Origin of the sequence: Sabulicella rubraurantiaca (assembly GCF_017355885.1) — a bacterium.
Lineage (GTDB): Bacteria > Pseudomonadota > Alphaproteobacteria > Acetobacterales > Acetobacteraceae > Roseococcus > Roseococcus rubraurantiacus.
Map to the genome: position 1 here is coordinate 226194 of NZ_JAFEUU010000001.1, position 23068 is coordinate 249261.

Genomic DNA, 23068 nt, shown 5'->3' on the forward strand with positions numbered 1-23068 from the left:
TCGGGGGAACGCAAAATGGCCGAAGCACGGCCCCGCACGCTGTTCGACAAGATTTGGGACCATCACGTGGTCGAGACGCTGCCCGACGGGACGGCGCTCCTCTACATCGACCGCCACCTCGTCCATGAGGTGACGAGCCCGCAGGCCTTCGAGGGGCTTCGCGTCGCCGGCCGCCCTGTGCGCCGGCCCGACGCCACCATCGCCGTGGTGGACCACAACATCGCCACCGACGCCACGCGCCGCACGGGCATCACCGACCCGGAAAGCCGCCTGCAGGTCGAGACGCTGGAGAAGAACGTCGTCGAGTTCGGCGTGCCCTACATTCCGCTGCTCGACGCGCGGCAGGGCATCGTCCACGTGATCGGGCCGGAGCAGGGGCTTTCGCTCCCCGGCATGACCATCGTCTGCGGCGACAGCCACACCTCCACGCATGGCGCCCTCGGCGCGCTGGCCTTCGGCATCGGCACCAGCGAGGTGGAGCATGTGCTCGCCACGCAGACGCTGCTGCAGAAGCCGGCGAAGAACATGCGCGTGACGGTGGACGGCACGCTTCCGGTCGGCTGCACCGCGAAGGACATCGTCCTCGCCATCATCGGCAAGATCGGCACCGCGGGCGGCACGGGGCACGTGATCGAGTTCGCCGGCGAGGCAATCCGGGCGCTCGACATGGCCGGGCGCATGACGGTCTGCAACATGTCCATCGAGGCGGGCGCCCGCGCCGGCATGGTTGCGCCGGACGAGACGACCTTCGAGTACGTGAAGGGCAAGCCCTACGCCCCCAAGGGCGAGGCCTTCGAGCGCGCCGTTGCATGGTGGCGCTCCCTGCCCACCGACCCCGGCGCGCATTTCGACAAGGAAGTGACGCTGCGGGCGGAGGACATCGTGCCCATGGTGTCCTGGGGTACGAGCCCGGAGGACGTGCTGCCCATCACCAGTACCGTGCCCAACCCGTCCAGCTTCGCCGACGAGGCGCGGCAGGCGCAGGTGCAGCGTATGCTGGACTACATGGGGCTGCAGGCCGGGCAGAAGCTGACCGACCTCAAGGTGGATGTCGTCTTCATCGGCTCCTGCACCAACTCGCGCATCGAGGACATGCGCATGGCGGCCAGCATCGTCCGTGGCCGCAAGGTGGCGGACGGCGTGCGCGCCATGGTGGTACCGGGCTCTGGCCTCGTGAAGCAGCAGGCCGAGGCCGAGGGCCTCGACCGCGTGTTCCAGGATGCCGGGTTCGAGTGGCGCGAGGCCGGGTGCTCCATGTGCCTCGGCATGAACCCCGACAAGCTGACGCCGGGGCAGCGCTGCGCCAGCACCTCGAACCGCAACTTCGAGGGCCGTCAGGGCCCGGGTGGGCGCACGCATCTGCTCAGCCCCGCCATGGCCGCCGCGGCCGCTCTGGCCGGGCACCTCGCCGATGTCAGGGAGTGGCAGCCGCAATGAAGCCCTTCACCAACCTCACGGGCATCGCTGCGCCGCTGCCCAAGGCCAATGTGGACACGGACCAGATCATCCCGGCCCGTTTCCTCAAGACCATCCAGCGCTCCGGGCTGGGCCGGCACCTCTTCGCGAATTTTCGTTTCCGCGAGGACGGATCGGAGAACCCGGATTTCGTGCTGAACCAGGAGCCGTACCGCAACGCCGAGATCCTCGTCGCCTTCGAGAATTTTGGCTGCGGCTCTTCGCGCGAGCACGCGCCCTGGGCGCTGCTGGATTTCGGGATCCGCTGCGTGATCGCGCCAGACTTCGCGGACATCTTCCACAACAACAGCTTCAAGAACGGCATCCTGCCGGTGAAGCTGCCGCGTGAGGTGTGCGAGAAGCTGATGGAGGATGCACGGATGGGCGGCAATGCGCGCCTGACCGTGGACCTCGAGCGCAAGGTGGTCGTTCGCCCGAACGGCGAGGAGATCCCGTTCGAGGTGGACGCCTTCCGCCGTCACTGCCTGCTCAACGGATTGGACGACATCGGCCAGACGCTTGAGCACAAGGACTCGATCGACTCCTACGAGGCGCGGCAGCGCTCCTCCCAGCCCTGGCTTTACGCATGAGCGCGAACAAGAAGCTCCTCGTCCTGCCGGGCGATGGAATCGGTCCAGAGGTGATGGGCGAGGTCCGTCGAGTCATCGACTGGATGGGACGTCGCCGTTCCGCCTCCTTCGACATCGAGGAAGGTCTTGTCGGCGGTGCCGCCATCGAGGCCACGGGCACGCCTTGCCCGGATTCGACGGTGGAAGCGGCGATGCGCGCCGACGCCGTGCTGTTCGGTAGCGTCGGCGGTCCGCGATGGGACAAGCTACCCTTCGAGCAACGGCCGGAGCTTGGCATCCTGCGACTCCGCAAGGACCTCGGCCTCTTCGCCAATCTGCGGCCGGCCGTCGTGCTGGATCCGCTGGTGGACGCGTCGTCGCTGAAGGCCGACGTGGTGCGCGGGCTCGACATCATGATCGTGCGCGAGTCCACGGGCGGCATCTATTTCGGTGAGCCGCGTGGCGTGCACACCGGGCCCGACGGGAAGCGCACCGGCATCGACACCGAGGTGTACACGGAGGACGAGATTGCCCGCGTTGCACGCGTGGCCTTCGACCTCGCCCGCAAGCGCCGCAACAAGGTGACGAGCACGGAGAAGGCGAACGTCATGCAGTCCGGGCGCCTGTGGCGCGCGGTGGTGAGCGAGGTCCACCAGGCCGAGTTCCCGGACGTGGAGCTGGAGCACATGTACGCGGACAACGCGGCCATGCAGCTCTGCTCGCGCCCTAAGCAGTTCGACGTGATCCTGGCGAGCAACCTGTTCGGCGACGTGCTGTCGGATCTTGCGGCCGCGCTCACCGGCTCACTTGGCATGCTGCCTTCTGCGACGCTCGGTGCGGTGCAGCCATCCGGCAAGCGGCATGCACTGTATGAGCCGATTCACGGTTCCGCGCCCGACATCGCCGGGCGGGGCGTCGCGAATCCATCCGCACAGATGCTGTCCTTCGCTATGTTGCTGCGCTGGTCCTTCGGCATGGAGGAGGATGCGCGGATGATCGAGACGGCGGTGGAAAAGGTGCTGGCCGGTGGTTTGCGCACCGCCGACATCATGCAGCCCGGCCTCGCGCGCGTCGGCACCGCCGTGATGGGCGAGGCGATCCTGCGCGAGCTCGAAAAGCTCGCCGCGTAAAACGCATGGGTGAGGGGGTTGCGCCGTGTCGCGCACGGCGTTATCTCCCCGCCCACGGCCAGCGCCCGTAGCTCAATGGATAGAGCACCAGACTACGGATCTGGGGGTTGGGAGTTCGAATCTTCCCGGGCGCGCCACTTTCCCTGACAAGCAGAGAATAGGTTCCCTTGCGGCCTTCGCGCGGCTGCGGCGAACTCGTCCCTCGGGCCGCACGGCCAGTCCAGCGAAGGGGGGACCAGAGTGAAAGCATCCAATCCGAAGGCGGAGGCGCTACGGGCGCTGCTGGACCCGCAGCGCCCGGCCATGGCCATGGCGGCGCACAACCCGCTGGCGGCGAAGCTGGCCGCTGAGGCAGGCTTCGAGGCCATCTGGGGCAGCGGATTCGAGCTTTCGGCCTCCTATGCCGTGCCCGACGCGAGCATCCTGCCCATGGGCACCCACCTCGAGATGATGCGCGCAATGGGGGAGGTGCAGGACGCCCCCATCGTCGCCGACATCGACACCGGCTTCGGCAATGCGGTGAATGTCGCCTATGCCGTGCCGCGCTATGCCGCCGCCGGCGTCGCCGCGGTGGTGCTGGAGGACAAGACCTTTCCCAAGGACAGCTCCCTGCGGCCCGGCGGGCGGCAGGAGCTGGTCCCGGCCGGCGAGTTCCAGGGCAAGGTCGAGGCGGCCCGAGCCCATGGCGGCGGCATGCTGGTCATTGCGCGCACCGAGGCGCTGATCGCCGGCCAGGGCGAGGCGGAGGCGCTGCGCCGCGGCGCCGCCTATGTCGAGGCCGGCGCCGATGCCGTGCTGATCCACAGCAAGAGCAAGTCGCCCGAGGAGATCCTGTCCTTCTGCCGTGCCTGGGATGGCCGCGTGCCGCTGGTGCTCGTGCCTACCAGCTATCCGCAGCTTTCCTTTGCGGATGTCGCGGCGCTTGGGAAGGTCGGCCTCATCATCTGCGGCAACCATGCGATTCGCGCCGCCGTCGCTGCCATGCGGGACACCTTCCGGCGCATCCGAGAGGAGGGGGACATCGCCGGGGTCGAGGGCAGCATCGCCAGCGTCGCAGAGGTCTTCGCCCTGCAAGGCGACGACGCGCTTAGGGATCTGGAGCGCGCCTTCCTGCGCTGACCTGCCGATTCCCCTTGGAAGCGGCGCCCGGCCGGCGGCAAGCTTGTGCCATGGAAGACCGCTTCCGCTCCTTCGCCGAGTTCTGGCCTCACTACTTGCGGGAGCACGCCCGCCCAGCGACGCGCGCGGTCCATGTCATGGGGACCTGGGCTGCCCTGGCCGTGCTGATGCTGGGGGTGGTGAACGGGCCGTGGTGGCTCGTGCTGCTGGCGCCGGTGATCGGCTATGGCTGCGCCTGGGTGTCGCATTTCTTCATCGAGCGGAACCGGCCAGCCACCTTCACCTATCCGGCTTGGTCTCTGCTTGGCGACCTGCGGCTCGCTTGGCTGGCTGCGACCGGGCGGCTCGGCACGGAGCTTCGCCGCCACGGCCTTTCCTGACTTGGCTACCCTTCCAGGCGGACGTTGCCGGCGCGCGCCACCTCACGCCACTTCGCGATCTCGTTGCGGACGAAGGTGCCGAAGCCCTCGGGCGTCTGCGGATCGGGGATGGCGCCCATGGAGAGGATACGCGCCTCCATCGCTGGGTCGCGCAGGATTTCGCCCACATCGGCGCTGACCCGCGACACGATCTCGGCCGGGGTGCCGGTGGGCGCCACGAGGCCCGTCCAGCCCGCTGCCTCGTAGCCGGGGGAGAGCGTCTCGGCGATGGTCGGCACGTCGGGAAGCTGCGGCAGGCGGCGCGGCTGCGCCACGGCAATGGCACGCACGCGGCCCCCCTGGATTTGCGGCAGGGCGCTGGCGACGCTGTCGAACATCAGCGGCACAGTGCCGGCGACGAGGTCCGCCATGCCCGGCCCGCTGCCGCGGTAATGCACGATGTTGAAGCGCAGCCCGGTGCGCATCTGCAGCAGCTCCGTCGCCATGTGCTGCGAGGAGGCCGGGCCGGCGGAGGCGATGTTCACCTCGCCGGGACGGGCACGCACCCGCTCCGCCATCTCGCGTGGATCGGCAGTGCCGAAGGACGGATGCGCGACGAGAAGCAGCGGCACCATGACGATGTTGCTGATGGCGGCGAAGTCACGCTCGACGTCATAGGGCAGGCGAGGCAGCACGGATGGCAGGATGCCGATCGTGCCCGAGGTGCCGGCGCCCAGCACGTAGCCATCCGCAGAAGAGCGTGCGACGGCATCCATCGCGGGTGCGCCGGCACCGCCGCCGCGATTCTCCACCACTACGCGCTGCGGCCAGCGCTGCGACAACTGGTCTGCGACAAGTCGCGTGAAGATGTCGGCTGCCTGGCCGGGCGGGAACGGGACGATGATGCGGACCGGCCGGTCGGGCCATGAGGATTGAGCCACTGCAGGCGAAGCAAGCGCGGCGATGCCGCCACCCAGAACAATCCGTCGTGCAACCAATGCCATGGCTTCCTCCCAATTCAGGAAAAGCTTAGGCTCACGATAGCCGGAAGGGAAAGCTATGGGCGTGAACACCGTGGAAGTCGCTGTCCTGCCGGGCGACGGGATTGGACCCGAGGTCACGGAGGCGACCCTCGCGGTGTTGGAGGTGGTGGCGAAGCGCCACGCGATCGGCTTGCGCTTCACCTCGCATCGCGCAGGCGCCATGGCCTATCGCGACACCGGCACCGATCTTTCGGATGAGGTTTTCGAGGCCTGCCGCCGCGCCGACGCCATCCTGCTGGGAGCCATGGGCTGGCCCGGCATCCGCGCCGCCGACGGTACTGAACTCGCGCCCCAGATCACGCTGCGCCAGCGCCTCGACCTCTATGCCGGCGTGCGTCCCATTCGTGCGATTCCGGGCGTTCCGCTCGCCCTGGCCGATCCGCGTGCGGCCGAGATCGATTTCGTCATCCTGCGCGAAAGCACGGAGGGGCTGTTCTACTCGAAGGACCGCGGCACGGTGACGGAGGATTGGGCAGAGGAAACCCTGCGCATCACCCGATCGGTCACGGAACGACTCGCGCGGCGGGCCTTCATCCTGGCCGGGCAGCGCCGCCGGCGCGTGACGCTGGTGGACAAGGCGAACGTGTTCCGCGCCTTCGCCTGGATGCGCGACATCTTCACCACCGTCGCCGCCGATTTTCCGGATGTGCGCTTCGACGCCGCCTATGTGGACGCCATGGCGCTCGACATGCTCCGACGCCCCTGGGAGTTCGACCTGTTGCCGACGGAGAACATGTTCGGCGACATCCTGTCCGATCTCGGGGCAGGGCTGATCGGCGGCATGGGCTTCGCGCCCTCGGCCGATGTCGGCGACGAGTACGCGGTGTTCCAGCCAAGCCACGGCACGGCGCCGGACATTGCCGGGCGAGCGCTGGCCAATCCCACCGCCATGATTCTTTCCGCGGCGATGATGCTGGACTGGCTGGGCGAAGCGCCGATGCAGGAAGCCGCCACCGAGTTGCGCGACGCAGTGGACCGCGCCTTCGCCGACGGCCTGCGCACGCCGGATATCGGCGGCACGCACGGCACGAATGAAGCGGCGCGGCGCGTCATCGCCGCGCTGGGCGGAAGCTAGCGCCCCAGCGCCTCGCGCACGCCCTCGGCCAGGGTAAGGGCGAGGGCGCGGGCGATGCAGTCATTCAGGCGATCGATGGCCGCGCGCCTTTCGCCAGGCGGAGTGCGCTCGATGTCTAGGAAGCCGGAATCCACCCACTCCTCCATCAGCTCCCAGCGACGGAAGAGGGTCACGCCCGCTGCGGCGGCGGCGAGGCGCAGCTTGTCCCGGTAGGCCTCCGTATTCGCATTGGCGCGCAGGAAGCGACTCCACTGCATGTCCATCAGCAGCGCATCGGCGCCGCGCCGGCGGATCCGGTCCAGCCCGGCCTGCAGGGCGTCGCTCATCTCCTCCAGGTCAGAGCCGCGGGCGGCTTCGACGGTTCCGGCCTGCCAGATGACCAGGGCAGGGGCGAGGCTCGTGGCCTCCGCGCGCAGCAGCGCCAGATGGTCCTGCACCGTCACGCCGCGCCCGCCGCGCACCGCGACCTCGACCGTGCGGCCGGGATACGCCTCCGCCAGCAGCACCTGAAGACGCGCGGGCCAAGCGGCGTCCGGCCCACTTCCGCCAGGCCCTGTCACGCTCGCCGACCCCAACACCAGCACGCGCAGCGTCCCGGCTCCGAGCGCATGAGCCATAATGGGCAGCGGCCGTGTGGCGGCGAGGAAGTCCGAGGAGGGGGCGCAACGCGGGTCGGCCAGGGCCGGCCCGGCAAGGAGAAGCAGCAGGAGAAGGGCGCAAGCCCGCATGGTGGCTTACCTTATTGGGCGGGTGCGGGCGCAGGCAAGCGTTGTCCTTCGCGCTGCCAGTCCGACAGAACCGCCAGGGCGATCAGCGCCGCGAGGCAGAGCAGGTTCACCAGCCACTGCATCAGCATCCCGTCCTCCGCCTCCAGCACCACTCGCGCGAGGAAGGACAGCAGGATGCCGAAGCAGAAGACGGGCAGGGAATGCTGACCCATGAGGACGAAAGGCCGCGCGAGCCTGCTCCGGACCCAAGTGGCATCACGCGGCACCCCCACCACGACCAGCCAGCACAGCGCGAGGATGGCGAATAGGCGCATGGGGTGCAGGCTGGTCTTGTCCACGGAGGCCAGGAACTGCGCGAAGCCCTCCGGCATCCGTGCCATGACCGCGGGCAGCCGCTCCGCGATCACCAGCGTCACAGCGCAGATGACCAAGTAGAAAACCGCAGCCCCGGTGAGGAGACGTGAGCGCGGCGGCCAAGGCAGGGTGGGCCCCCCGCGGGCCGCCTGGCCCAGGAGGAACCCGATCACGAACAGCAATTGCCAGCCGAGCGGATTGAAGAACCAGCCCCCTTCACGCCACCGCGGGAAGTTCACGTCGAAGCCCCGCGCCGCCGCCCAGATCGCGAGGGAAATGCCCAGCAGCAGCAGCGGCCTTCGCCGCAGGGCCAGCATGGGCAGCAGCAGCACGAGCAGCACGATGTAGAGGGGCAGGATGTCGAGGAAGGCCGGCTGGAAGCGCAGCAGCAGAGCCTCCAGCAGAGTGCGGTAGGGATCCTCAGCGAAGGGGTCGAGGGCGAGCTCGTCCAGATAGGTTCCACGATCCAGCGCGGCCGCGGAGAAGCCGACCTGTGCCGTGAACACCACGAGCAGGAAGATGTGCGCCATGTAGAGCTTGCCGACCCGGCGCAGCGCCCGCCCGGCCGCCATGGCCCAGCCCTGGCGGTCTGCTGCCCCCGCATAGGCGAAGGCCCCCGCGTAACCGGCGAGAAGCACGAAAGCCTCTGTCGCGTCGGCGAAGGAAAAGTTCTTGAGGGTGAACTGGCTGAGGGCGTTGCCGGGCGTGTGGTTCACCACGATCATCCACAGGGCCAAGCCCCGGAGGAGATCGGCGCGGAGATCGCGTGTCATCCTGTGGCCAAGTCCTCCTTCGGTCGCCATACTAATTGCATGAGGCGACTCATGCCCCTTCTTTTCCTGGGCCTGCTCAGCGGGCCGGCCCTCGCGGCACCATGCGCGCCCGCCGGGGTGCAACTGCCGGCCATCCCTGCTCTTGCCAGTGCGCTGGAACGCGGATCGCTGACCATCGTCGCATTTGGCTCCTCCTCCACCGAGGGGGCGGGTGCCTCATCGGCCGGGCTGGCCTATCCCGCGCTGCTGGAGGAAAGGCTGCGCCTGGCTTGGCCCGGCGTTGCCCTGCGGGTGGTGAATGCCGGGCGCTCCGGCGAAACCTCGGCCGAGATGCTGGCGCGAATGGAGCGGGACGTGCTGGCCGAGCGGCCCGACCTCGTGATCTGGCAAGCCGGCGGCAACGAGGCCCTGCGCGGGCGCGAACCGGCCGAGTTCGCCGCCGTGATGCGCCAGGGGCTCGACCGCTTGCAGGCAGCCGGGATCCCGGTGGTGCTGATGGACAATCAAACCAGCCCGCGCCTCGCGGCGCGCGGCCCGGCCTTTGACGCGGAGCTCGGTCGGCTGGGTGCGCCGGTGTTCCGGCGCTCCGCCGCCATGCGCGCCTGGGCGGAGCGGGGCGAGAATGCGCTGATTTCCTCCGACGCGCTGCACCTCAATGACCGCGGCTATGCCTGCCTCGCCGGGGAGCTTTCCGCCGCGCTGCGCGGTGCGGCTGGGGACGCTTGGCAGCGGCGCGCAATCGCCGCACAACGGCGTCCATGACCGAGATCGCTCCCCTCGCGCGCATCTACCTGCCGCCGCGCCCCGCCACCCAGTCGGGCAAGGGCCGCAGCGGGGAATGGGTGCTGCGCTTCGCCCCGACCGAGAAGCTTCGCCTCGACCCCCTAATGGGCTGGGCGGGCTCCGGCGACACGATGAAGCAGGTCTACCTGACCTTCCCCACGAAGGAAGCCGCGATCGCCTATTGCGAGGCGCGCGACATCTCCTACGAGGTCGAGCCGCCCGCTTCCCCCGCACCGATCAAGCCCAAAGTCTATGCGGATAATTTCCGCTATGGCCGGGCCGAGAACTGGTCACACTGACCTGCTTCGCGCCCTTAGCTCAGTTGGATAGAGCAGGAGCCTTCTAAGCTTCAGGTCGCTGGTTCGACTCCAGCAGGGCGCGCCAAGTCTTCTGCGGGGCTCAGGGCGATGCAGGCCCTTAGCTTTTGCTGAGCCCCAGTGAACCTGGTTGGCTTAGCGCCTTCCCAGCCGCCGCCCTGGGCCGCCGTGTTGCCCCGGATCGCCCGGTTCGAGACTTGGCAAGACAAACCAGCCACACTGAAGTTGCTAGCCCTTCCGTGAGCGCGGCCCCAGGAAGGTCACTCCCCGCTTTGAGCGCCGGGGCGCGGCCGGGCTGGAGGCGCGCCGCCCAACGTGCCGGTGCCTGGGGTGCTGCGCGTAAAGACCGGGTCAGCCTCGCCATGCACACCGCTGAAGGTCGGAGTTCCGGCCGAGGACGGCGCCGAGCCCGCGCCCGAGCCGGTGCTGACGGGAACCGCGTCGCCGCGTACGCCGACGAAGGTGGGTCCGCCCGGGGCGGGATCGGCGCAAGCGGAGACACTTGTAGCGGCCGCAAGAGCCAGGATCGCTGTGGTCTTCATCCTTCTGCACTCCTCCGTTGTAGCATCGCGACTCCGTTAGGCGGGCGCGATGAATTTGGCCCTGCGTTTCGGCTAACGATCCGTTCAGCAGACGTTCGTCTGCCAGGTCGCAGCAACGCAGATGCCTCACGACGGCAAGAAGGTGGGCGAACTATGAATTTCGCAGCGTCAAGCGTCAAACGCGATGCGTGCTCAGAGCGTCCCGTCCGGACTTCGTTTGGGGTGCCAAGTGTCAATCCTTGAGCGGGGAAGCCCTCTAAGCTTCAGGTCGCTGGCTCGACCTTGGCGGGGCGCGTCAAGCCGCCCCTGCGATTGAGGCGCTGCCATTGCCGTTCAGGCGTGGCGCGAATGGTTGCGCGCATCCCAAGCCGCCATGTGTGAGTTGAGCATCACACGGAACGAGAGGATGCCCGCTCATGCCATCGATTCCCGCCTTCCTGCTGCGCCAAGCCGCAATCGGCTTCGGCGTTGCGACGATCTTCGCCGCGGCGATCCTCGTCGCCGATCCGTCGGGGATGTCGGGCCTGCTGCTCGGCGCGGCCGAGCATCCGCTGCCGCTCCTGCTGCTCTGGGCCTTCCTGGGCATGACCTTCAGTGCGGTGCAGATCGGGGCGGCGGTGATGCTTTCCGCCGAGGAGGCGCCGCAGAGCGGGCGGCGCGTCCCGGTCCTTGTGCCCGTGCCGGTGCGTGTCACGCGCCGGCGCTAGGCGCTACCCACGCAGTGCCTTGATCTGGCGGCCATAGCTGGACGGGTCGCAACGCGCATCCACCAGGGCCGGGCGGCCGGATGCCAGCGCCTCCCGCATGGCGTCGCTAAACTCCGCCTCCGAGGAGGCACGCCACGCCTCCCCGCCGAAGCCGCGCATGACCTGGGCAAAATCCGCCTCCGGCCAGTCGAGTGACCGGGAAGGCAGATCTCGCCCGCCTTTCTTGATGTCGATCAGCGAAAGGGTGGCATCGTTGAAGACCACCACGACGAGGCGAAGCCCCATCGCCGCTGCCGTCGCCAGTTCGCCGAGCGCCATCAGCAACCCGCCATCCCCGGTGAGGGCGATCGCGCCGCGCGCCGGGTCGTGGATGGCAGCGGCAATGGCTGCGGGCAGGGCGTGACCCATGCTGGCGAGGCCATTGGAAATCAGCAGATCACCGGGCCTCTCGGCCTGCCAGAAGGTCGTGGACGGGAACATGTGGGCCCCTGCGTCCACGGCGACGCGCGGGTCTGCGCCGACCTCCCGGCATGCGGCCTGGGCCAAGCGCACGATGGCCGACGGCGAGATGCCGAGATTGCCGCCCGGCCCGTTTTCCAGCGCCGCGAGCCAGGTTTCCCGGTGACAGGCGATGCAGCCTTCGGTCCAGCCCGACCGGCCGGCCTTGCCGGCGAGCGCCTCCACCGCCGCTTCCCAGGCGCCAGTCACCTGCAATGTGGGGGCGCGGTATTCCAGGCTCCGCTCCGCATTGGCGAAATCCAGGATGGGCGCGTCGAAGCGCCAGGGCTGCGGGATGAACTCGATCGGGTCCGCGCCCAGCAGCAGGATGAGGTCGGCTTCGCGCAGGATCGGCGCCTCGGCCTCGCCGCCGGTGAAGACACCGCCAAAGAGCGGATGCGCATCGGGCACCACGCCCTTGGCCTTGTAGGTGACGAGTGCCGGACAGCAGAGCGCCTCGGCCAGTGCCCGCACGGCCTCCGCGCGGCCCGGAGCGGTCGCCTCAAGCCCTGCAATGAGGACGGGCCGCCGCGCGCCGGAAAGGAGGCGGCCCGCTTCCGCGACCAGCGCATGGTCGGGTGGGTTCAGGCGGGGCGGCGTCCAGGCGGGAGGGGCCGGAACCTCGGCACGCGCGTCCTCGCCGCTCAGCTCGACATAGGCCGGCCCGCGTGGTTCGGAGAGTGCAGCGGAGAGCGCCTCCACCGCGGCGGCGCCGGCCGGGACATCCTGGCTCCGCTGCTGGGCGCGGGTGACGGGCGCCATCATCGCCGCCTGGTCGAAAAGCTGGTGCGTGGCGAAGCGGGCCTCCGCCTTGCCGAACCCGTCCGCCACGAGCACCACCGGCGCGCGTTCCAGGCTGGCATCGGCGATGCCGTTCGCCGCGTTGGAGACGCCCGGTCCGCGCGTGACCAGCACGCCGACAGGGCGATGGCTCAACTCCGCCAGGGTGAGGGCCATGATGCCCGCGCCGCTTTCCGTGCGTGCGAGGTGGAAGGGAATCCCGCGCGCCTTCGCTGCGGCGATGAGGTCGAGCGAGGAGCCTCCGCCGGGCACGCCGAAGATCGCGGGCATCCCCGCTGCCGCAAATGCCACCGCCACCGCTTCCGCTCCGTTCATCTATGCACTTCCTCTGCTGATTCGGCGGGCGATCGGACACCGACGGGGCGAGAGGGGCAAGCCGTCGCGCTGGACATAGCTGGGGCAGCTTGGTGAAGTCAGGTCAAGGCCGGGCGCAGGGAGCCGCGATGGGATCCGCATTCAATGAGATGGGCGAGGGGCCGGACCACAGTGCCGCCTATGCCGAAGTCGCGCGCTGGCTGGCGGCGACACCGCCGGAGGAACTCGCGGCGAAGCGCGCCGAGGCCGAGTACCTCTTCCGAAAGGTGGGCATCACCTTCGCGGTCTATGGTGAGGGCGGCGACCCCGAGCGGTTGATTCCCTTTGACATCATCCCGCGCGTCCTCGCCCGCGCCGAATGGGACCGGCTGGCGCAGGGGCTGTCGCAGCGCGTGCGCGCGCTCAATGCCTTCCTGGCAGATGTGTACGGTGCCAGGGAGATCCTGCGTGCCGGCCGGATCCCGGAGAACCTTGTCCTCCGCAACGAGCAGTTCCGGCCCGAGATGGAAGGCTTCGCGCCGCCGGGCGGCGTCTACACCCATATCGCGGGCATCGACCTCGTCCGCACCGGTCCGGACGATTTCTACGTGCTGGAGGATAATTGTCGTACGCCCTCCGGCGTCTCCTACATGCTGGAGAACCGGGAGGCGATGCTGCGGCTCTTCCCGCGTCTGTTTTCGCGCCATCGCATCGCGCCCGTCAGCCGCTACCCCGAAGAGCTGCTGGAAACGCTGAAGGCAGCCGCGCCGGAGCGCGCGGGACCTGACCCGACCGTCGCCATCCTCACGCCAGGCCATTTCAACAGCGCCTATTACGAACACTGCTTCCTCGCCGACGAGATGGGGGTGGAAGTGGTGGAAGGCGCCGATCTCTGCGTCGAGAACGACGTGGTCCACATGCGCACCACCGCCGGTCCACGCCGCGTGGACGTGATCTATCGCCGGATCGACGACGACTACCTCGACCCGCGCGCCTTCCGGCGGGATTCGATGCTTGGCGTGCCGGGTCTCATCGCCGCCTATAAGGCAGGCAACGTGGCGCTGGCGAACGCGCCGGGCTGCGGCATCGCCGATGACAAGGCAATCTATCCCTACGTGCCCGACATGATCCGCTTTTACCTGGGCGAAGAGCCGCGCCTCGCCAATGTTCCCACCTATCTCTGCGAGCGCGACGAGGATCGCGCCTATGTGCTTTCCCACCTGGACGAGTTGGTGGTGAAGCTGGCGCAGGGCTCTGGTGGCTACGGCATGCTGATCGGTCCGCACGCGACCCGGGAGCAACGCGAGGATTTCGCTGCGCGCATCCGCGCCAACCCCTCCCACTACATCGCGCAGCCGACCCTGGCACTGTCCACCGTGCCGACGCTGTGCGGCGACGCGGTGGCTCCGCGCCACGTCGATCTGCGCCCCTTCGTGCTCTCGACGCGCGATCATGTGCGGATCGTCCCGGGCGGTCTGACACGCGTGGCGTTGCGTGAAGGGTCGCTGGTGGTAAATTCGTCGCAGGGTGGCGGCACCAAGGACACCTGGGTTCTGGATGAGGAGGCCTCGTCGCCCGGCCAGTCGCAGTCCCAGTCCCAGTCCCAATCGCAGGGCTACATCTCGTGCTGAGCCGCGCCGCCGACTCGCTCTTCTGGCTTGGGCGCTACACCGAACGTGCGGCCAATGTCGCGCGTGGCCTCAACGTCGCCTGGCGCCTGGATGGGCTTGGCACCGGTGAGGACTGGCATCGCATCCTTGTCGCGTCCGGCTGCGAGCCGGGATTCATGGAGAAGCACGGCAAGGTGACGCCCGAGGCCGTGGTCGATTTCCTCGTGCGCGACCCGGACAATCCCTCGGGCATCCTGTCCTGCTTCGCCGCAGCGCGCTCCAATGCGCGGCAGGTCCGCACGGCGCTGACCGTGGATATGTGGTCCGGGCTCAACGAAAGCTGGGCGCAGTTCCGCAACTCCGCTCCCGAAGATTTCCAGGGGGAACGCCTTCCGGAGTTCCTGGATCGCGTGCGGGAGAGGGTGCTGCTGTTCAACGGAGCGGCGCAGGACACGATGCTGCGTGGTGAGGCCTTCCTTTTCGTCCAGCTCGGCACGGCGCTGGAGCGGGCGGACAACACCGCGCGCATCCTGGACGTGAAGCACGACATGCTGAAGCCGGGCAGCAACGGCACGGTGGAGTTCGCGCAGTGGCAGGCCATTCTGCAATCCGTCTCCGCCCTGCGTGCCTATCACTGGATATTCCGCGAGCGGCTGGACCCTGCCCGCATCGCCGAGCTGCTCATCCTGCGGCCGGAACTTCCGCGATCCCTTGTCGCTTGCCATTCGCGCGTGACCGAGGTGCTAGAGATGATCGCGGCTGGGCAGGGCGGGAGGCGCGGCGAATGCCACCGCCTCTCCGGCGAGATCACCGCCTCGCTGCGCTACGGCAAGCTGTCCGACATCCTCGAGGGCGGTCTGCATGACTGGCTGACGCGCATGATTGGGCGAACGGCGCAGCTCGGCGGCGCCATCGAGGAATTCTACATCCAGGGGGGATGAGGCCGTGACATATTGCGTCGGCCTTTGCGTGAATGAAGGCGTGGTGATGTTGTCCGACACTCGCACCAATGCCGGCCTCGACAACATCTCCTCCTTCTCGAAGATGTTCGTGGCCGAGCTTCCCGGCGAGCGGGCGCTCGTTCTGATGACGGCGGGCAACCTCGCCGTCACGCAGACCGTGTGGAACCTCCTGCAGCAGGGCATCTGGCTCAACGGGTCGCATCACCGGCTGGAGACGGTGCCGGACATGTTCCACGCGGCGCAGCTCGTGGGCGCCGCAGTCCGGCAGGTACAGCAGATGGATGGGGCCGCGCTGCTCGCCCAGGGTATTCCCTTTGAATGCTCCTTGCTGCTCGGTGGGCAGATCCAGAACGGCCCGCCACGGCTTTTCCTGATCTATGCGGCGGGCAATTTCATCGAGGCGACGGAGGACACGCCCTTCCTCCAGATCGGCGAGCATAAATATGGCAAGCCCATCCTGGACCGCGTGCTGAACATGAAGACCTCGCTCAATGAGGGCGTGGCGCTGACGCTGATCAGCATGGACAGCACCATCCGGTCCAACTTGTCGGTGGGGCTGCCGCTGGATCTCGCCGTGATCTGCCGTGATGCGCTGCGGATCACGGCCCGCAAGCGCATCACGGAGGAAGACCCGTATTACCGCGCCATCCGCGAAGGTTGGGCCGGCGCGCTGCGCGAGGCCTATCTCAGCCTGCCGAAGCCAGACTTCCCACTGATCTGATCAGCCGAGCGTAACTCGGGCGGTGCGCACCACCTCGCCCCAAAGGCGCGAGTCGCGGGCGATCAAGGCGGCGAAATCCTCGGGCGAGCCGGACAGGGGCTCGGCTCCCTGTTCGCGGAGCCGCGCGACGATTTCTGGCTGGGCGAGGGCGCGGGCAATGCCGGCATTGAGCAGCGCCACCACCGGTGCCGGACTCCCCGCCGGCGTCAGCACGCCGAACCAGGAGGTGACCTCGTAGCCGCTGAGCGTCGCGCCGATGGTGGGGACGCCCGGCAGGGACGACACAGGGCGCGGCCCCGCGACGCCGAGTGCCCTTACCGCGCCGCTCTGGATATGCGGCAGGATGGTTGGCAGGTGGTCCACCATCATCAGCACCCGGCCCGAGACCAGATCCGTCATGGCCTGAGCGCTGCCCCGATAAGGGACATGGCTCAGCTCCACGCCTCCGCGTGCGCGGAACAGCTCGGCCGCGAGGTGGGTGATGGAGCCCTGGCCGGAGGAAGCGAAGGTGACCTGACCGGGCTCGGCCCGTGCCTTCGCCACGAGCCCGGCCACGTCGGAAACCCCCAGCGACGGATGCACAACCAAGACCATCGGGACGGAGGCGACGGTGCCCACCGGCGCGAAATCCTTCGCCGCGTCATAGGAGAGGCGCGGGTAGAGATGTGGTGTGATGGATTGCGTCGCGGTCGTGCCGAGCAGCAGCGTGTAGCCATCGGGTGCCGACTTCGCTACCGTTTCGGTTCCGATGGTGCCGCCGGCGCCCGTGCGGTTCTCCACCACGAAGGCCTGGCCGTGCTCGGCCTGCCAGGCCTGGGCGATGGCGCGGGCCAGGATGTCGGTCGCGCCACCGGCTGCGAAGGGCACGATCAGGCGGACCGGTCGCTGCGGCCATGCCGCCTGGCCGAGAACAGGGCGAGGCAGGGCAAGGCTGGCAGCGCCGCACAGAGCGGCCCCCAACGCGTGGCGACGGTGCATGATGTTTCCTCCGGGTAACGGGGTCTTCATGCCCCGGCTGCGCGAGGTTAAGCGCAGCGCATCGCCCCGTGGAACCCCCTCAGCTTCCGACCTTGAGGGGGCTGACGAGCCCGCGTAGGCAGGCCAGCAGGGACAGGGCGGTGATGCGCCCCGTCCGCGGGTTCTCGTCGCTCGGCACGTTCTCGATCGTCATGGTGAGGCGGGCGGACTCGGCCTCGACCCGGATCGTGTGTGTGTTGCGCGTCACGCCAGGGTCGGCCCAGATCTCGACCGTGGTGCGCTCCGGGCCGATGCCGGCCATGGCCAGCGCGGCGGCGACGTTGACATTGGCCGGGAAGCCGGCCGCCGCGTCGAAGGCATTGCCGGCGAAGACGCGCTTCGCCTCCGTGATGGTGTTCACGTCAATGCCCTTCTGATCGAGGTAGGGCGCCCCGGCGAGGCCACGCGGCGGCTTCCGCGTCTCAATGGTCACGCTCTCCACCTCGCCCTCCGCTGCGGCGCGCACGGCGTCGAGGCCGAGCAGCGCGCCGGTCGGGACGATGATCCGCGCCCCAGTCTCCCGCGCCCGGTCCACAAGATGCATGCGGGGGAGGAGCTGGCCGCAGGATGAGGGAATGAAGGCGCAGCCCGCCTCGATGGCGGCGGTCGCCACCTCCTCGAAGATGGCGGCGGGAGCGCATTCGACGATGATGTCGCATTCGCGCGGCAGCTTGGCGATGTCGAGGATGAGGGGACGGTCCTTGAACCCCTTCATGACATGGCGCGCCTTCTCGGCATCGCGCACCGCCACCGCTGCGAGCTTGAGGCCGGGCACTCCGGCATCCAATGCACGCGCAAGCTTCAGCCCGATGGCGCCCAGCCCGACGATGCCGACAGTGTAGCTTTCCATGCTTCTCTCCCCGCGCATTGGCCGCGCGGGGGTAGCACAGCGCCCGGCCAAGTCCAGACACGTTGAGGCTACGGACCGGGGCGACCGGCCCGCCCGGATTCAGACCACGGGGCTTCGCCCGCCATCCACGTTGATGGCCGTCCCGGTGACGTAGCCGCCCGCGTCGCTCGCCAGCAGCAGTGCCATGGAAGCGAACTCCTCGGCCTTGCCGATGCGGCCGAGCGGGACGGAGCGGCCCTGTTCCGCCTTCCAATCCTCCCAGGACAGGTTCCGCTTGTCGGCTGCGTGGCGGCGTACCCACTGGTCGCTCTCGATGATGCCGACGAGGAGCGCGTTCACCAGCACGTTGTCTGGTGCGAATTCGTTGGCCAGCGCCTTGGTCAGCGCCATGCCGGCGGCGCGGGACACGCTGGTGGGAGTCGAGGTGGCGAGGGGCGCCTTGGCGCCGATGTTCAGCACGTTGATGATGCGACCCCAGCGCTGCTCCCGCATTCCCGGAAGCGCGAGGCGGCACAGGCGGATCGCCGCCATGAGCTTGAGATCCAGGTCGTCCTGCCAAAGCTCGTCCCCCACGTCGAGGAACGGGCCGCGCTGCGAGGTGCCGGCATTATTGACCAGGATGTCCACCCGGCCCAGCGCGGCCTCCGCCTTGCCGTGGGCGTCGCGGCAGCCCTGCGGCGTGCGGATGTCGGCGGCGATGGCGGCGACCCTGGCGGATGGCACGGCGGCCTCGATCTCCGCCTTCGCCTTGTCGAGACCGCCTTGGTCCCGCGCTACGAGCGCGACATGTCCTCCTGCTCGCGCGAAGGCCAGCGCCATGGCGAGGCCGAGCCCCTTGGAGCCCCCGGTGATGAGCGCCGAGCGCCCTTTCAGCGTGATGTTCATGCGGCCTCCGTCAGCGTAGATGGGTGGAAGAGTTCCTCGGGCGAAACTTCGCGCGAAGCGAGGCCATCCGCCAAGGCATAGCGCGTCATCGCCGCGATCTCGTCGCGGTTGCGGCCGAAGCCATAGGGCCAGGGGTCGCCGCCCATGGCCTTCTCCTGCTCCTCGAAGGCGGCGGCGACCCAGGGCATGGAGACGCGCAGCACGTTGGTCAGGCGCAGCTCCGCCACGGACAGGCGTCGCGCCTCAGCGAAGGCACGGAACAGGGTGACGGGCAGCCAAGGATGCGCCTCCGCCACGTCCTTTCGCACGGCGAGGCAGTGCATGATCGGGAAGAAGCGCGTCGCGGCGAAATAGGCCTTCTCGGCAGAAGCGTAGTCGGGGAAGAGGCGCGCGATCTGCGGGTGCGGCGCGGGTGGGCGTGGGGTGATCAGCGCATCCACCTTCCCCTCGCGCAGCGCCGTCTCGGGCTCCATGCCCAGCGGCGCGACGTCGTGGCCCGGCGGAAGCTGGACGGCGATGCGCTCCGCCCCGATGCGCCACTTGATGCCGCGCGTATCAACCCCGTGCTGCTCGCGCAGGATGCCGCGCACCCAGAGCGCTGCGGTCTGCTGGTATTCCGGCAAAGCGATGGTCTTGCCGGCCAAGTCCTCCGGCCGCGCGATGCCCCTGTCGGTGCGGATGTGGATGGCGGAATGGCGGAAGGCGCGCGACAGGAAGACCGGCACGCCGATATAGGGCGCGTCGCCGCGGGCCGTGGTGGTGATGTGGCTGCCCATGGACAACTCGCTCACCTCAAAGGCGCGGTCGCGCAGGGCACGACGAAAGATGTCCTCGGGCTCACCGGGTTGGGCGATGAACTCAACGCCCGGCACGGCAACACGCCCGTCCAGGATGGGCCGCGTACGGTCGGACAGGGTGCAGGCCAGGGAAAGGCGCAGCTTCGCCATTCAGTCGCTCTCTTTCGCGAGGTTCTCAGGGGTAAAGGGCATGCGGGTCGGGCGGATTCCCAGCGCCTGGTGAACCGCGTTGGCGATGGCAGCGATGGTGGGCGCGACGCTCGGTTCCCCGGCGCCCAAAGGTGGCTCCTCGGGGCGCGTGATCAGCTTCACCATGACGCGCGGTACTTCGGAGAAGCGCAGCACTGGATAGGCGTCCCAGGAAGTGCTCAGGATGCGCTCCTCGTCGAATCGCGCCTCCTCCTTCAAGGCGATTGAGGTGCCGTGAATGGCTCCGCCCTCAAGCTGGTTCAGCGCGCCATCGGGGTTGATCACTTCACCCATGTCGCAGGCGAGGTGCAGGGAGAGGCAGCGCAGCGTCTCTTCGGCACGGATATGCGCGACGGCGGCGCACCAGGCGCCGGTGTTCTTGTAGCGGGCGAGGGCGATGCCCATGCCGTCGCCCTCGGGAAGCTTGTGGCGCTCCTCGAAGCCGGACATGTCGACGGCTTCGAGGAGCACGGTGGCGGCGCGCGGGTCGTCCAGGTGGCGCAGCCGAAAGCCGACCGGATCGCCTTCCGACAGCTCGTCCATCACGCTCTCGATCGCCCAGACATTCGCGAGCGCGCCCAGGCCGCGCAGCGCGGAGGAGCGGATCGGCATCTCCGTTAGCCGCACCATCTCGGCCTTCATGTGCGGCACGCGGTAGATGGGCACGAGGTTGCGCTGCACGCCGCCACCCCCGGCGAGGGGTGGGTTGATGGAAACCGGCATGGGCGCGGCCCTGGGCAGGAGTGGCGCACTCAGCAGGGCCGGATCCTTCGCGCGGCCCGGACGGCCGGAATGCCCGTTGCCCCGTGCCTCGGATCGCCAGGAGGTGATCCGGCCCCCGTCATCCCGATGCACCTCGACCGCTACGCGCATGGCAGGCGAAAGCGGCGCAGAGGCGAGTTCCTCCGCACGGGTCCACAGCGCGCGGACGGGGCGCCCGGGATGGGCGCGGGCGCAGAGCGCGGCGTCTAGCGCCACGTCGTCGGCGCCGTTGTGGCCGTAGCACCCGGCGCCTTCGCGGTGCTCCACCACCACCGCCTCCGGCGGCAGGTGGAGCGCCTTCGCCAAGTCAGTGCGCAAATTGTAGGGGCCCTGGCTGTGGCTCCAGACACGCAGCGCGCCTGCCTCCCAAAGCGCGACGGCGCAGCACGTGCCAACCGAGCCATGCGCTAGGAAGGGGCGCCAGAAGACGCGGCGCAGCACGCTGGTACCGTCCTTCGCCTCGCCATGTTCGGCCACGGTGCTTCGCTCGCCTGGCGTTTCCTCCAGCCAGCGCGTCCAGTCGGCGGGAAGGGGAGTGCCGCCCTCCCAGCGGGCGAGGCGCGTGGCGCGCTCGGCCGCGCGGGCCGCCTCGGCCTCGGTCGCCGCGACCACTGCCAGGAAATCGCCTTCGCGCAGAGCGAAGTCAGGCGCCGTGACGAGACGGGCGTCAGGGCGCGGCGGGCGGATCATTCGGGCATGGAGCATCCCGGGCAGGCGCATGTCGTGGATAAAGCGAGGCTCCCCGCGCAGCTTGGGCGGCAGGTCGAGGCGCGGCGCACTGGTTCCGGCGACGCGCCGCGCGCTGGCGGGGATGGGCGACGCGTCGGGACTCGCCTCCGCATCCAGCAGGTCACGGTCAGACAGGGCCGCATAGGAGGAAATTTCGGCGCCATCGGGGGCGAGGAAGCGGCCCCCTTCTACCCGCAGCGCCTCGTGCGGCACGCCGCTCGACTGCGCGGCGACGGACATGAACAGGGCGCGCGCATCGGCGCAGGCGTGGCGCAGCGCCATCCCGCACTCCTGCACGGAGAGAGAGCCGGAGGTCACCGCCTCGTCGGGGCTTTCGCCGGTGACGGTGGGGGCGATGCGGATAGCCGGGAGAGGCAGCCCAAGCTCCTCCGCCGCGATCTGCGCGAGCGTCGTGAGGATACCCTGGCCAAGCTCCACCTTGCCGGGTCGGATCGTCGCCGTGCCATCCGGATGGAAGGCGAGCCAGCGCGACAGGCGCCGGTTGACGTGCAGCGACCCCGGCAGGCGCGCCTTGCCGTCATCGGCGAAGCCATGGAAGGCGAGGTTCATGCCGCGGCCCGCCGCACCGCGCGCAGGATGCGGTTATGCGCGCCGCATCGGCAGAGATGCGGCTCCAGCGCTGCACGGATCGCCGCCTCGTCCGGATCGGGGTTTCGCCGCAGCAGCGCCGCCGCGCTGACCAGGATGCCGGAAAGGCAGAAACCGCATTGTCCCGCCTGCTCCGCCTCGAAGGCTTCCTGCAGCCTTTGCGGCGTCAGCCCTTCGATCGTCACGACCTCGCGGCCCTCGGCCGCTTCCACCGGCAGGGCACAGGAGGGGACGGACTCGCCATCCAGCAGAACGTGGCAGGCGCCGCACCGCTCCTCGCCGCAGCCGAAGCGCGGGCCGGACAGCGCGAAGTCGCCGCGCAGCGCTTCGAGGAGGGTGACGCCGCCTTGATGCTCCACCGGGCGGCCGTTCAGCGTGAACCCCATCCTCACCCCGCCGTGATGCGTGCCGTGGTGATCCATTCGCGCTGCCTCGCCACGTCACGCTGGAGGAAGGCGGCGAATTCCTCGACGCTCATCGGCAAGGGCTGGGCGCCCGCCGCCGCCTGGCGCTGCGCCGTCTCGGGCAGGCGAAGGACGCGGTTCACCTCGGCATTCAGCCGCTCGACGATCGGGCGCGGTGTGCCGGCAGGGGCCATGAGGCCCAGCCAGATGCTGGCCTCATAACCCGGCAGCGTCTCGGCCACCGCGGGAAGTTCCGGCAGTAGCGGCGAGCGCTGCGGGCCGGTGGTGGCGAGGCCGCGCACCCGCCCGGCCGTGATCTGCTCGCGCATGGTCGGGATGGCGTCGATCATGATCGGCACCTGGCCGGCGATGACGGCCGTGCGCGCCTCGTTGGAGCCGCGGAAGGGCACGTGCGTGACCTCGACCCCCGCCATGGATCGGAACACCTCTCCCGCGATGTGGTAGGGCGTGCCGGGTCCGGAGGAGGCATAGTCGTAACGACCCGGATTCGCCTTCAGCAGGGCGATGAGTTCCGGCACCGTCGTGGCCTGGATGGACGGATGCACGACCAGCGCGTGGTAAGCGATGTTGATCGCAGCGACGGGCGCGAGGTCGCGCAGCAGCACATAGGGACGGTTCGGCAGCAGCGTCTCGTTCGCCGTGTGCGTGTTGCTCATGAGCAGGAGCGTCTGGCCGTCGGGTGCCGCCTTCGCCACGGCATCCGTGCCGATGGTGGCGCCGGCGCCGGGCCGGTTCTCCACGATGAAGGGCTGGCCAAACGCCGCCGACAAGGGTTCGGCCAGGAAGCGCGCCGCCACGTCGGCGCTGCCGCCCAGCCCGAAGGGCACCACGATGCGGACCGGTCGCTGTGGCCAGCTGGGCTGAGCGCGGGCCAGGGACGGCGCGGCCAGGGCAGCCCCAATGCCGGCCAGAAGAAGCGGGCGACGCTGCGTCATGGGTTTCCTCCGTTGTGTTGCGTCCTTCTT

24 protein-coding genes and 2 tRNA genes are annotated in these 23068 nt (G+C 69.1%); 14 read left to right on the forward strand and 12 right to left on the reverse strand.

All coding sequences use genetic code 11. The features are described 5' to 3' along the window. The first annotated feature begins 15 nt into the window (after positions 1-15). The 6 genes from leuC (at position 16) to JTJ31_RS01150 (ending at position 4653) form a co-directional block, all read left to right on the forward strand. Positions 16-1437 carry a 3-isopropylmalate dehydratase large subunit gene (leuC, locus tag JTJ31_RS01125; RefSeq protein ID WP_207536753.1) on the forward strand — a complete coding sequence of 474 codons (1422 nt, stop codon included), beginning with the start codon at positions 16-18 and terminating at the stop codon, positions 1435-1437. Next, positions 1434-2045, forward strand: coding sequence for a 3-isopropylmalate dehydratase small subunit (leuD, locus tag JTJ31_RS01130; RefSeq protein WP_207536755.1), 612 nt, complete (start codon positions 1434-1436; stop codon positions 2043-2045). Before leuC ends, leuD begins: the two co-directional genes overlap by 4 nt. Next, a complete protein-coding gene (gene leuB / locus JTJ31_RS01135; protein ID WP_207536757.1) occupies positions 2042-3154 on the forward strand; it encodes a 3-isopropylmalate dehydrogenase in 1113 nt (370 codons plus the stop codon). The genes leuD and leuB overlap by 4 nt, the downstream gene beginning before the upstream one ends. 61 nt (positions 3155-3215) lie before the next feature. Next, a tRNA-Arg gene (locus tag JTJ31_RS01140) sits at positions 3216-3291 on the forward strand. A 103-nt stretch (positions 3292-3394) separates the two neighbouring features. Further along, positions 3395-4273 (forward strand): phosphonopyruvate hydrolase, encoded by an 879-nt coding sequence (locus JTJ31_RS01145; RefSeq protein WP_328805632.1) that lies wholly within the window; start codon positions 3395-3397, stop codon positions 4271-4273. Positions 4274-4323: 50 nt separating this feature from the next. Next, positions 4324-4653, forward strand: coding sequence for a DUF962 domain-containing protein (locus JTJ31_RS01150; RefSeq protein WP_207536758.1), 330 nt, complete (start codon positions 4324-4326; stop codon positions 4651-4653). A 5-nt stretch (positions 4654-4658) separates the two neighbouring features. On the opposite strand, the gene JTJ31_RS01155 is transcribed toward JTJ31_RS01150, so the two are convergent. Then, positions 4659-5636, reverse strand: a complete 978-nt coding sequence (locus JTJ31_RS01155) for a Bug family tripartite tricarboxylate transporter substrate binding protein (protein ID WP_207536759.1) — start codon at positions 5634-5636, stop codon at positions 4659-4661. Between the two features lie 55 nt (positions 5637-5691). Between JTJ31_RS01155 and JTJ31_RS01160 the strand changes: the two genes are divergently transcribed. Next, entirely contained in the window at positions 5692-6750 is a 1059-nt protein-coding gene (locus JTJ31_RS01160) for an isocitrate/isopropylmalate dehydrogenase family protein (protein WP_207536760.1), read from the forward strand. Here JTJ31_RS01160 and JTJ31_RS01165 read toward each other — a convergent pair. Both JTJ31_RS01165 and JTJ31_RS01170 read right to left on the reverse strand, forming a co-directional pair. Continuing rightward, the gene (locus tag JTJ31_RS01165; RefSeq protein WP_207536761.1) at positions 6747-7478 is read right to left on the reverse strand and encodes an SGNH/GDSL hydrolase family protein; all 732 of its coding nucleotides are present in this window, start codon (positions 7476-7478) and stop codon (positions 6747-6749) included. The genes JTJ31_RS01160 and JTJ31_RS01165 overlap by 4 nt on opposite strands. A gap of 11 nt (positions 7479-7489) precedes the next feature. After that, entirely contained in the window at positions 7490-8605 is a 1116-nt protein-coding gene (locus JTJ31_RS01170; RefSeq protein WP_207536762.1) for an OpgC family protein, read from the reverse strand. A gap of 51 nt (positions 8606-8656) precedes the next feature. Between JTJ31_RS01170 and JTJ31_RS01175 the strand changes: the two genes are divergently transcribed. From JTJ31_RS01175 to JTJ31_RS01185, 3 genes are all read left to right on the forward strand, one after another. Beyond that, positions 8657-9367 carry an SGNH/GDSL hydrolase family protein gene (locus tag JTJ31_RS01175; RefSeq protein WP_207536764.1) on the forward strand — a complete coding sequence of 237 codons (711 nt, stop codon included), beginning with the start codon at positions 8657-8659 and terminating at the stop codon, positions 9365-9367. Next, positions 9364-9687, forward strand: a complete 324-nt coding sequence (locus tag JTJ31_RS01180) for an ETC complex I subunit (protein WP_207536765.1) — start codon at positions 9364-9366, stop codon at positions 9685-9687. The genes JTJ31_RS01175 and JTJ31_RS01180 overlap by 4 nt, the downstream gene beginning before the upstream one ends. An 8-nt stretch (positions 9688-9695) precedes the next feature. After that, positions 9696-9772 (forward strand) — tRNA-Arg (locus JTJ31_RS01185). A 193-nt stretch (positions 9773-9965) separates the two neighbouring features. Here JTJ31_RS01185 and JTJ31_RS01190 read toward each other — a convergent pair. Continuing rightward, positions 9966-10247, reverse strand: a complete 282-nt coding sequence (locus JTJ31_RS01190; RefSeq protein WP_207536767.1) for a hypothetical protein — start codon at positions 10245-10247, stop codon at positions 9966-9968. 416 nt (positions 10248-10663) lie between these two features. Here JTJ31_RS01190 and JTJ31_RS01195 point away from each other — a divergent pair, with 416 nt between their 5' ends. After that, positions 10664-10954, forward strand: coding sequence for a hypothetical protein (locus JTJ31_RS01195; RefSeq protein WP_207536768.1), 291 nt, complete (start codon positions 10664-10666; stop codon positions 10952-10954). A 3-nt stretch (positions 10955-10957) separates the two neighbouring features. On the opposite strand, the gene JTJ31_RS01200 is transcribed toward JTJ31_RS01195, so the two are convergent. After that, positions 10958-12568: a thiamine pyrophosphate-binding protein gene (locus tag JTJ31_RS01200; RefSeq protein WP_207536769.1), complete on the reverse strand. Its 1611-nt coding sequence runs from the start codon at positions 12566-12568 to the stop codon at positions 10958-10960. Between the two features lie 128 nt (positions 12569-12696). On the opposite strand from JTJ31_RS01200, the gene JTJ31_RS01205 reads away from it, so the two are divergent. From JTJ31_RS01205 to JTJ31_RS01215, 3 genes are read left to right on the forward strand one after another with little or no spacing between them, the layout of a single operon-like run. Continuing rightward, positions 12697-14178, forward strand: a complete 1482-nt coding sequence (locus JTJ31_RS01205; RefSeq protein ID WP_207536770.1) for a circularly permuted type 2 ATP-grasp protein — start codon at positions 12697-12699, stop codon at positions 14176-14178. Further along, complete coding sequence (locus JTJ31_RS01210) at positions 14172-15098, forward strand: alpha-E domain-containing protein (RefSeq protein WP_207536771.1); 927 nt, start codon at positions 14172-14174, stop codon at positions 15096-15098. Before JTJ31_RS01205 ends, JTJ31_RS01210 begins: the two co-directional genes overlap by 7 nt. Positions 15099-15102: 4 nt before the next feature. After that, entirely contained in the window at positions 15103-15840 is a 738-nt protein-coding gene (locus tag JTJ31_RS01215; RefSeq protein ID WP_207536772.1) for a proteasome-type protease, read from the forward strand. Here the strand turns inward: JTJ31_RS01215 and JTJ31_RS01220 are convergent, their stop codons facing one another. The 7 genes from JTJ31_RS01220 to JTJ31_RS01250 form a co-directional block, all read right to left on the reverse strand. Beyond that, positions 15841-16818, reverse strand: coding sequence for a Bug family tripartite tricarboxylate transporter substrate binding protein (locus tag JTJ31_RS01220; protein ID WP_207536773.1), 978 nt, complete (start codon positions 16816-16818; stop codon positions 15841-15843). Between the two features lie 79 nt (positions 16819-16897). Then, positions 16898-17707, reverse strand: a complete 810-nt coding sequence (locus tag JTJ31_RS01225) for an aspartate dehydrogenase (RefSeq protein ID WP_207536774.1) — start codon at positions 17705-17707, stop codon at positions 16898-16900. Between the two features lie 99 nt (positions 17708-17806). Beyond that, the gene (locus JTJ31_RS01230) at positions 17807-18592 is read right to left on the reverse strand and encodes an SDR family oxidoreductase (protein ID WP_207536776.1); all 786 of its coding nucleotides are present in this window, start codon (positions 18590-18592) and stop codon (positions 17807-17809) included. Next, positions 18589-19539, reverse strand: a complete 951-nt coding sequence (locus JTJ31_RS01235) for a type 2 periplasmic-binding domain-containing protein (RefSeq protein ID WP_207536778.1) — start codon at positions 19537-19539, stop codon at positions 18589-18591. The genes JTJ31_RS01230 and JTJ31_RS01235 overlap by 4 nt, the downstream gene beginning before the upstream one ends. Beyond that, positions 19540-21639 (reverse strand): xanthine dehydrogenase family protein molybdopterin-binding subunit, encoded by a 2100-nt coding sequence (locus JTJ31_RS01240; RefSeq protein WP_207536779.1) that lies wholly within the window; start codon positions 21637-21639, stop codon positions 19540-19542. Beyond that, complete coding sequence (locus tag JTJ31_RS01245; RefSeq protein ID WP_236019755.1) at positions 21636-22100, reverse strand: (2Fe-2S)-binding protein; 465 nt, start codon at positions 22098-22100, stop codon at positions 21636-21638. The genes JTJ31_RS01240 and JTJ31_RS01245 overlap by 4 nt, the downstream gene beginning before the upstream one ends. Continuing rightward, positions 22067-23038 (reverse strand): tripartite tricarboxylate transporter substrate binding protein, encoded by a 972-nt coding sequence (locus tag JTJ31_RS01250; RefSeq protein WP_207536780.1) that lies wholly within the window; start codon positions 23036-23038, stop codon positions 22067-22069. The genes JTJ31_RS01245 and JTJ31_RS01250 overlap by 34 nt, the downstream gene beginning before the upstream one ends. Between the last annotated feature and the right edge of the window lie 30 nt (positions 23039-23068).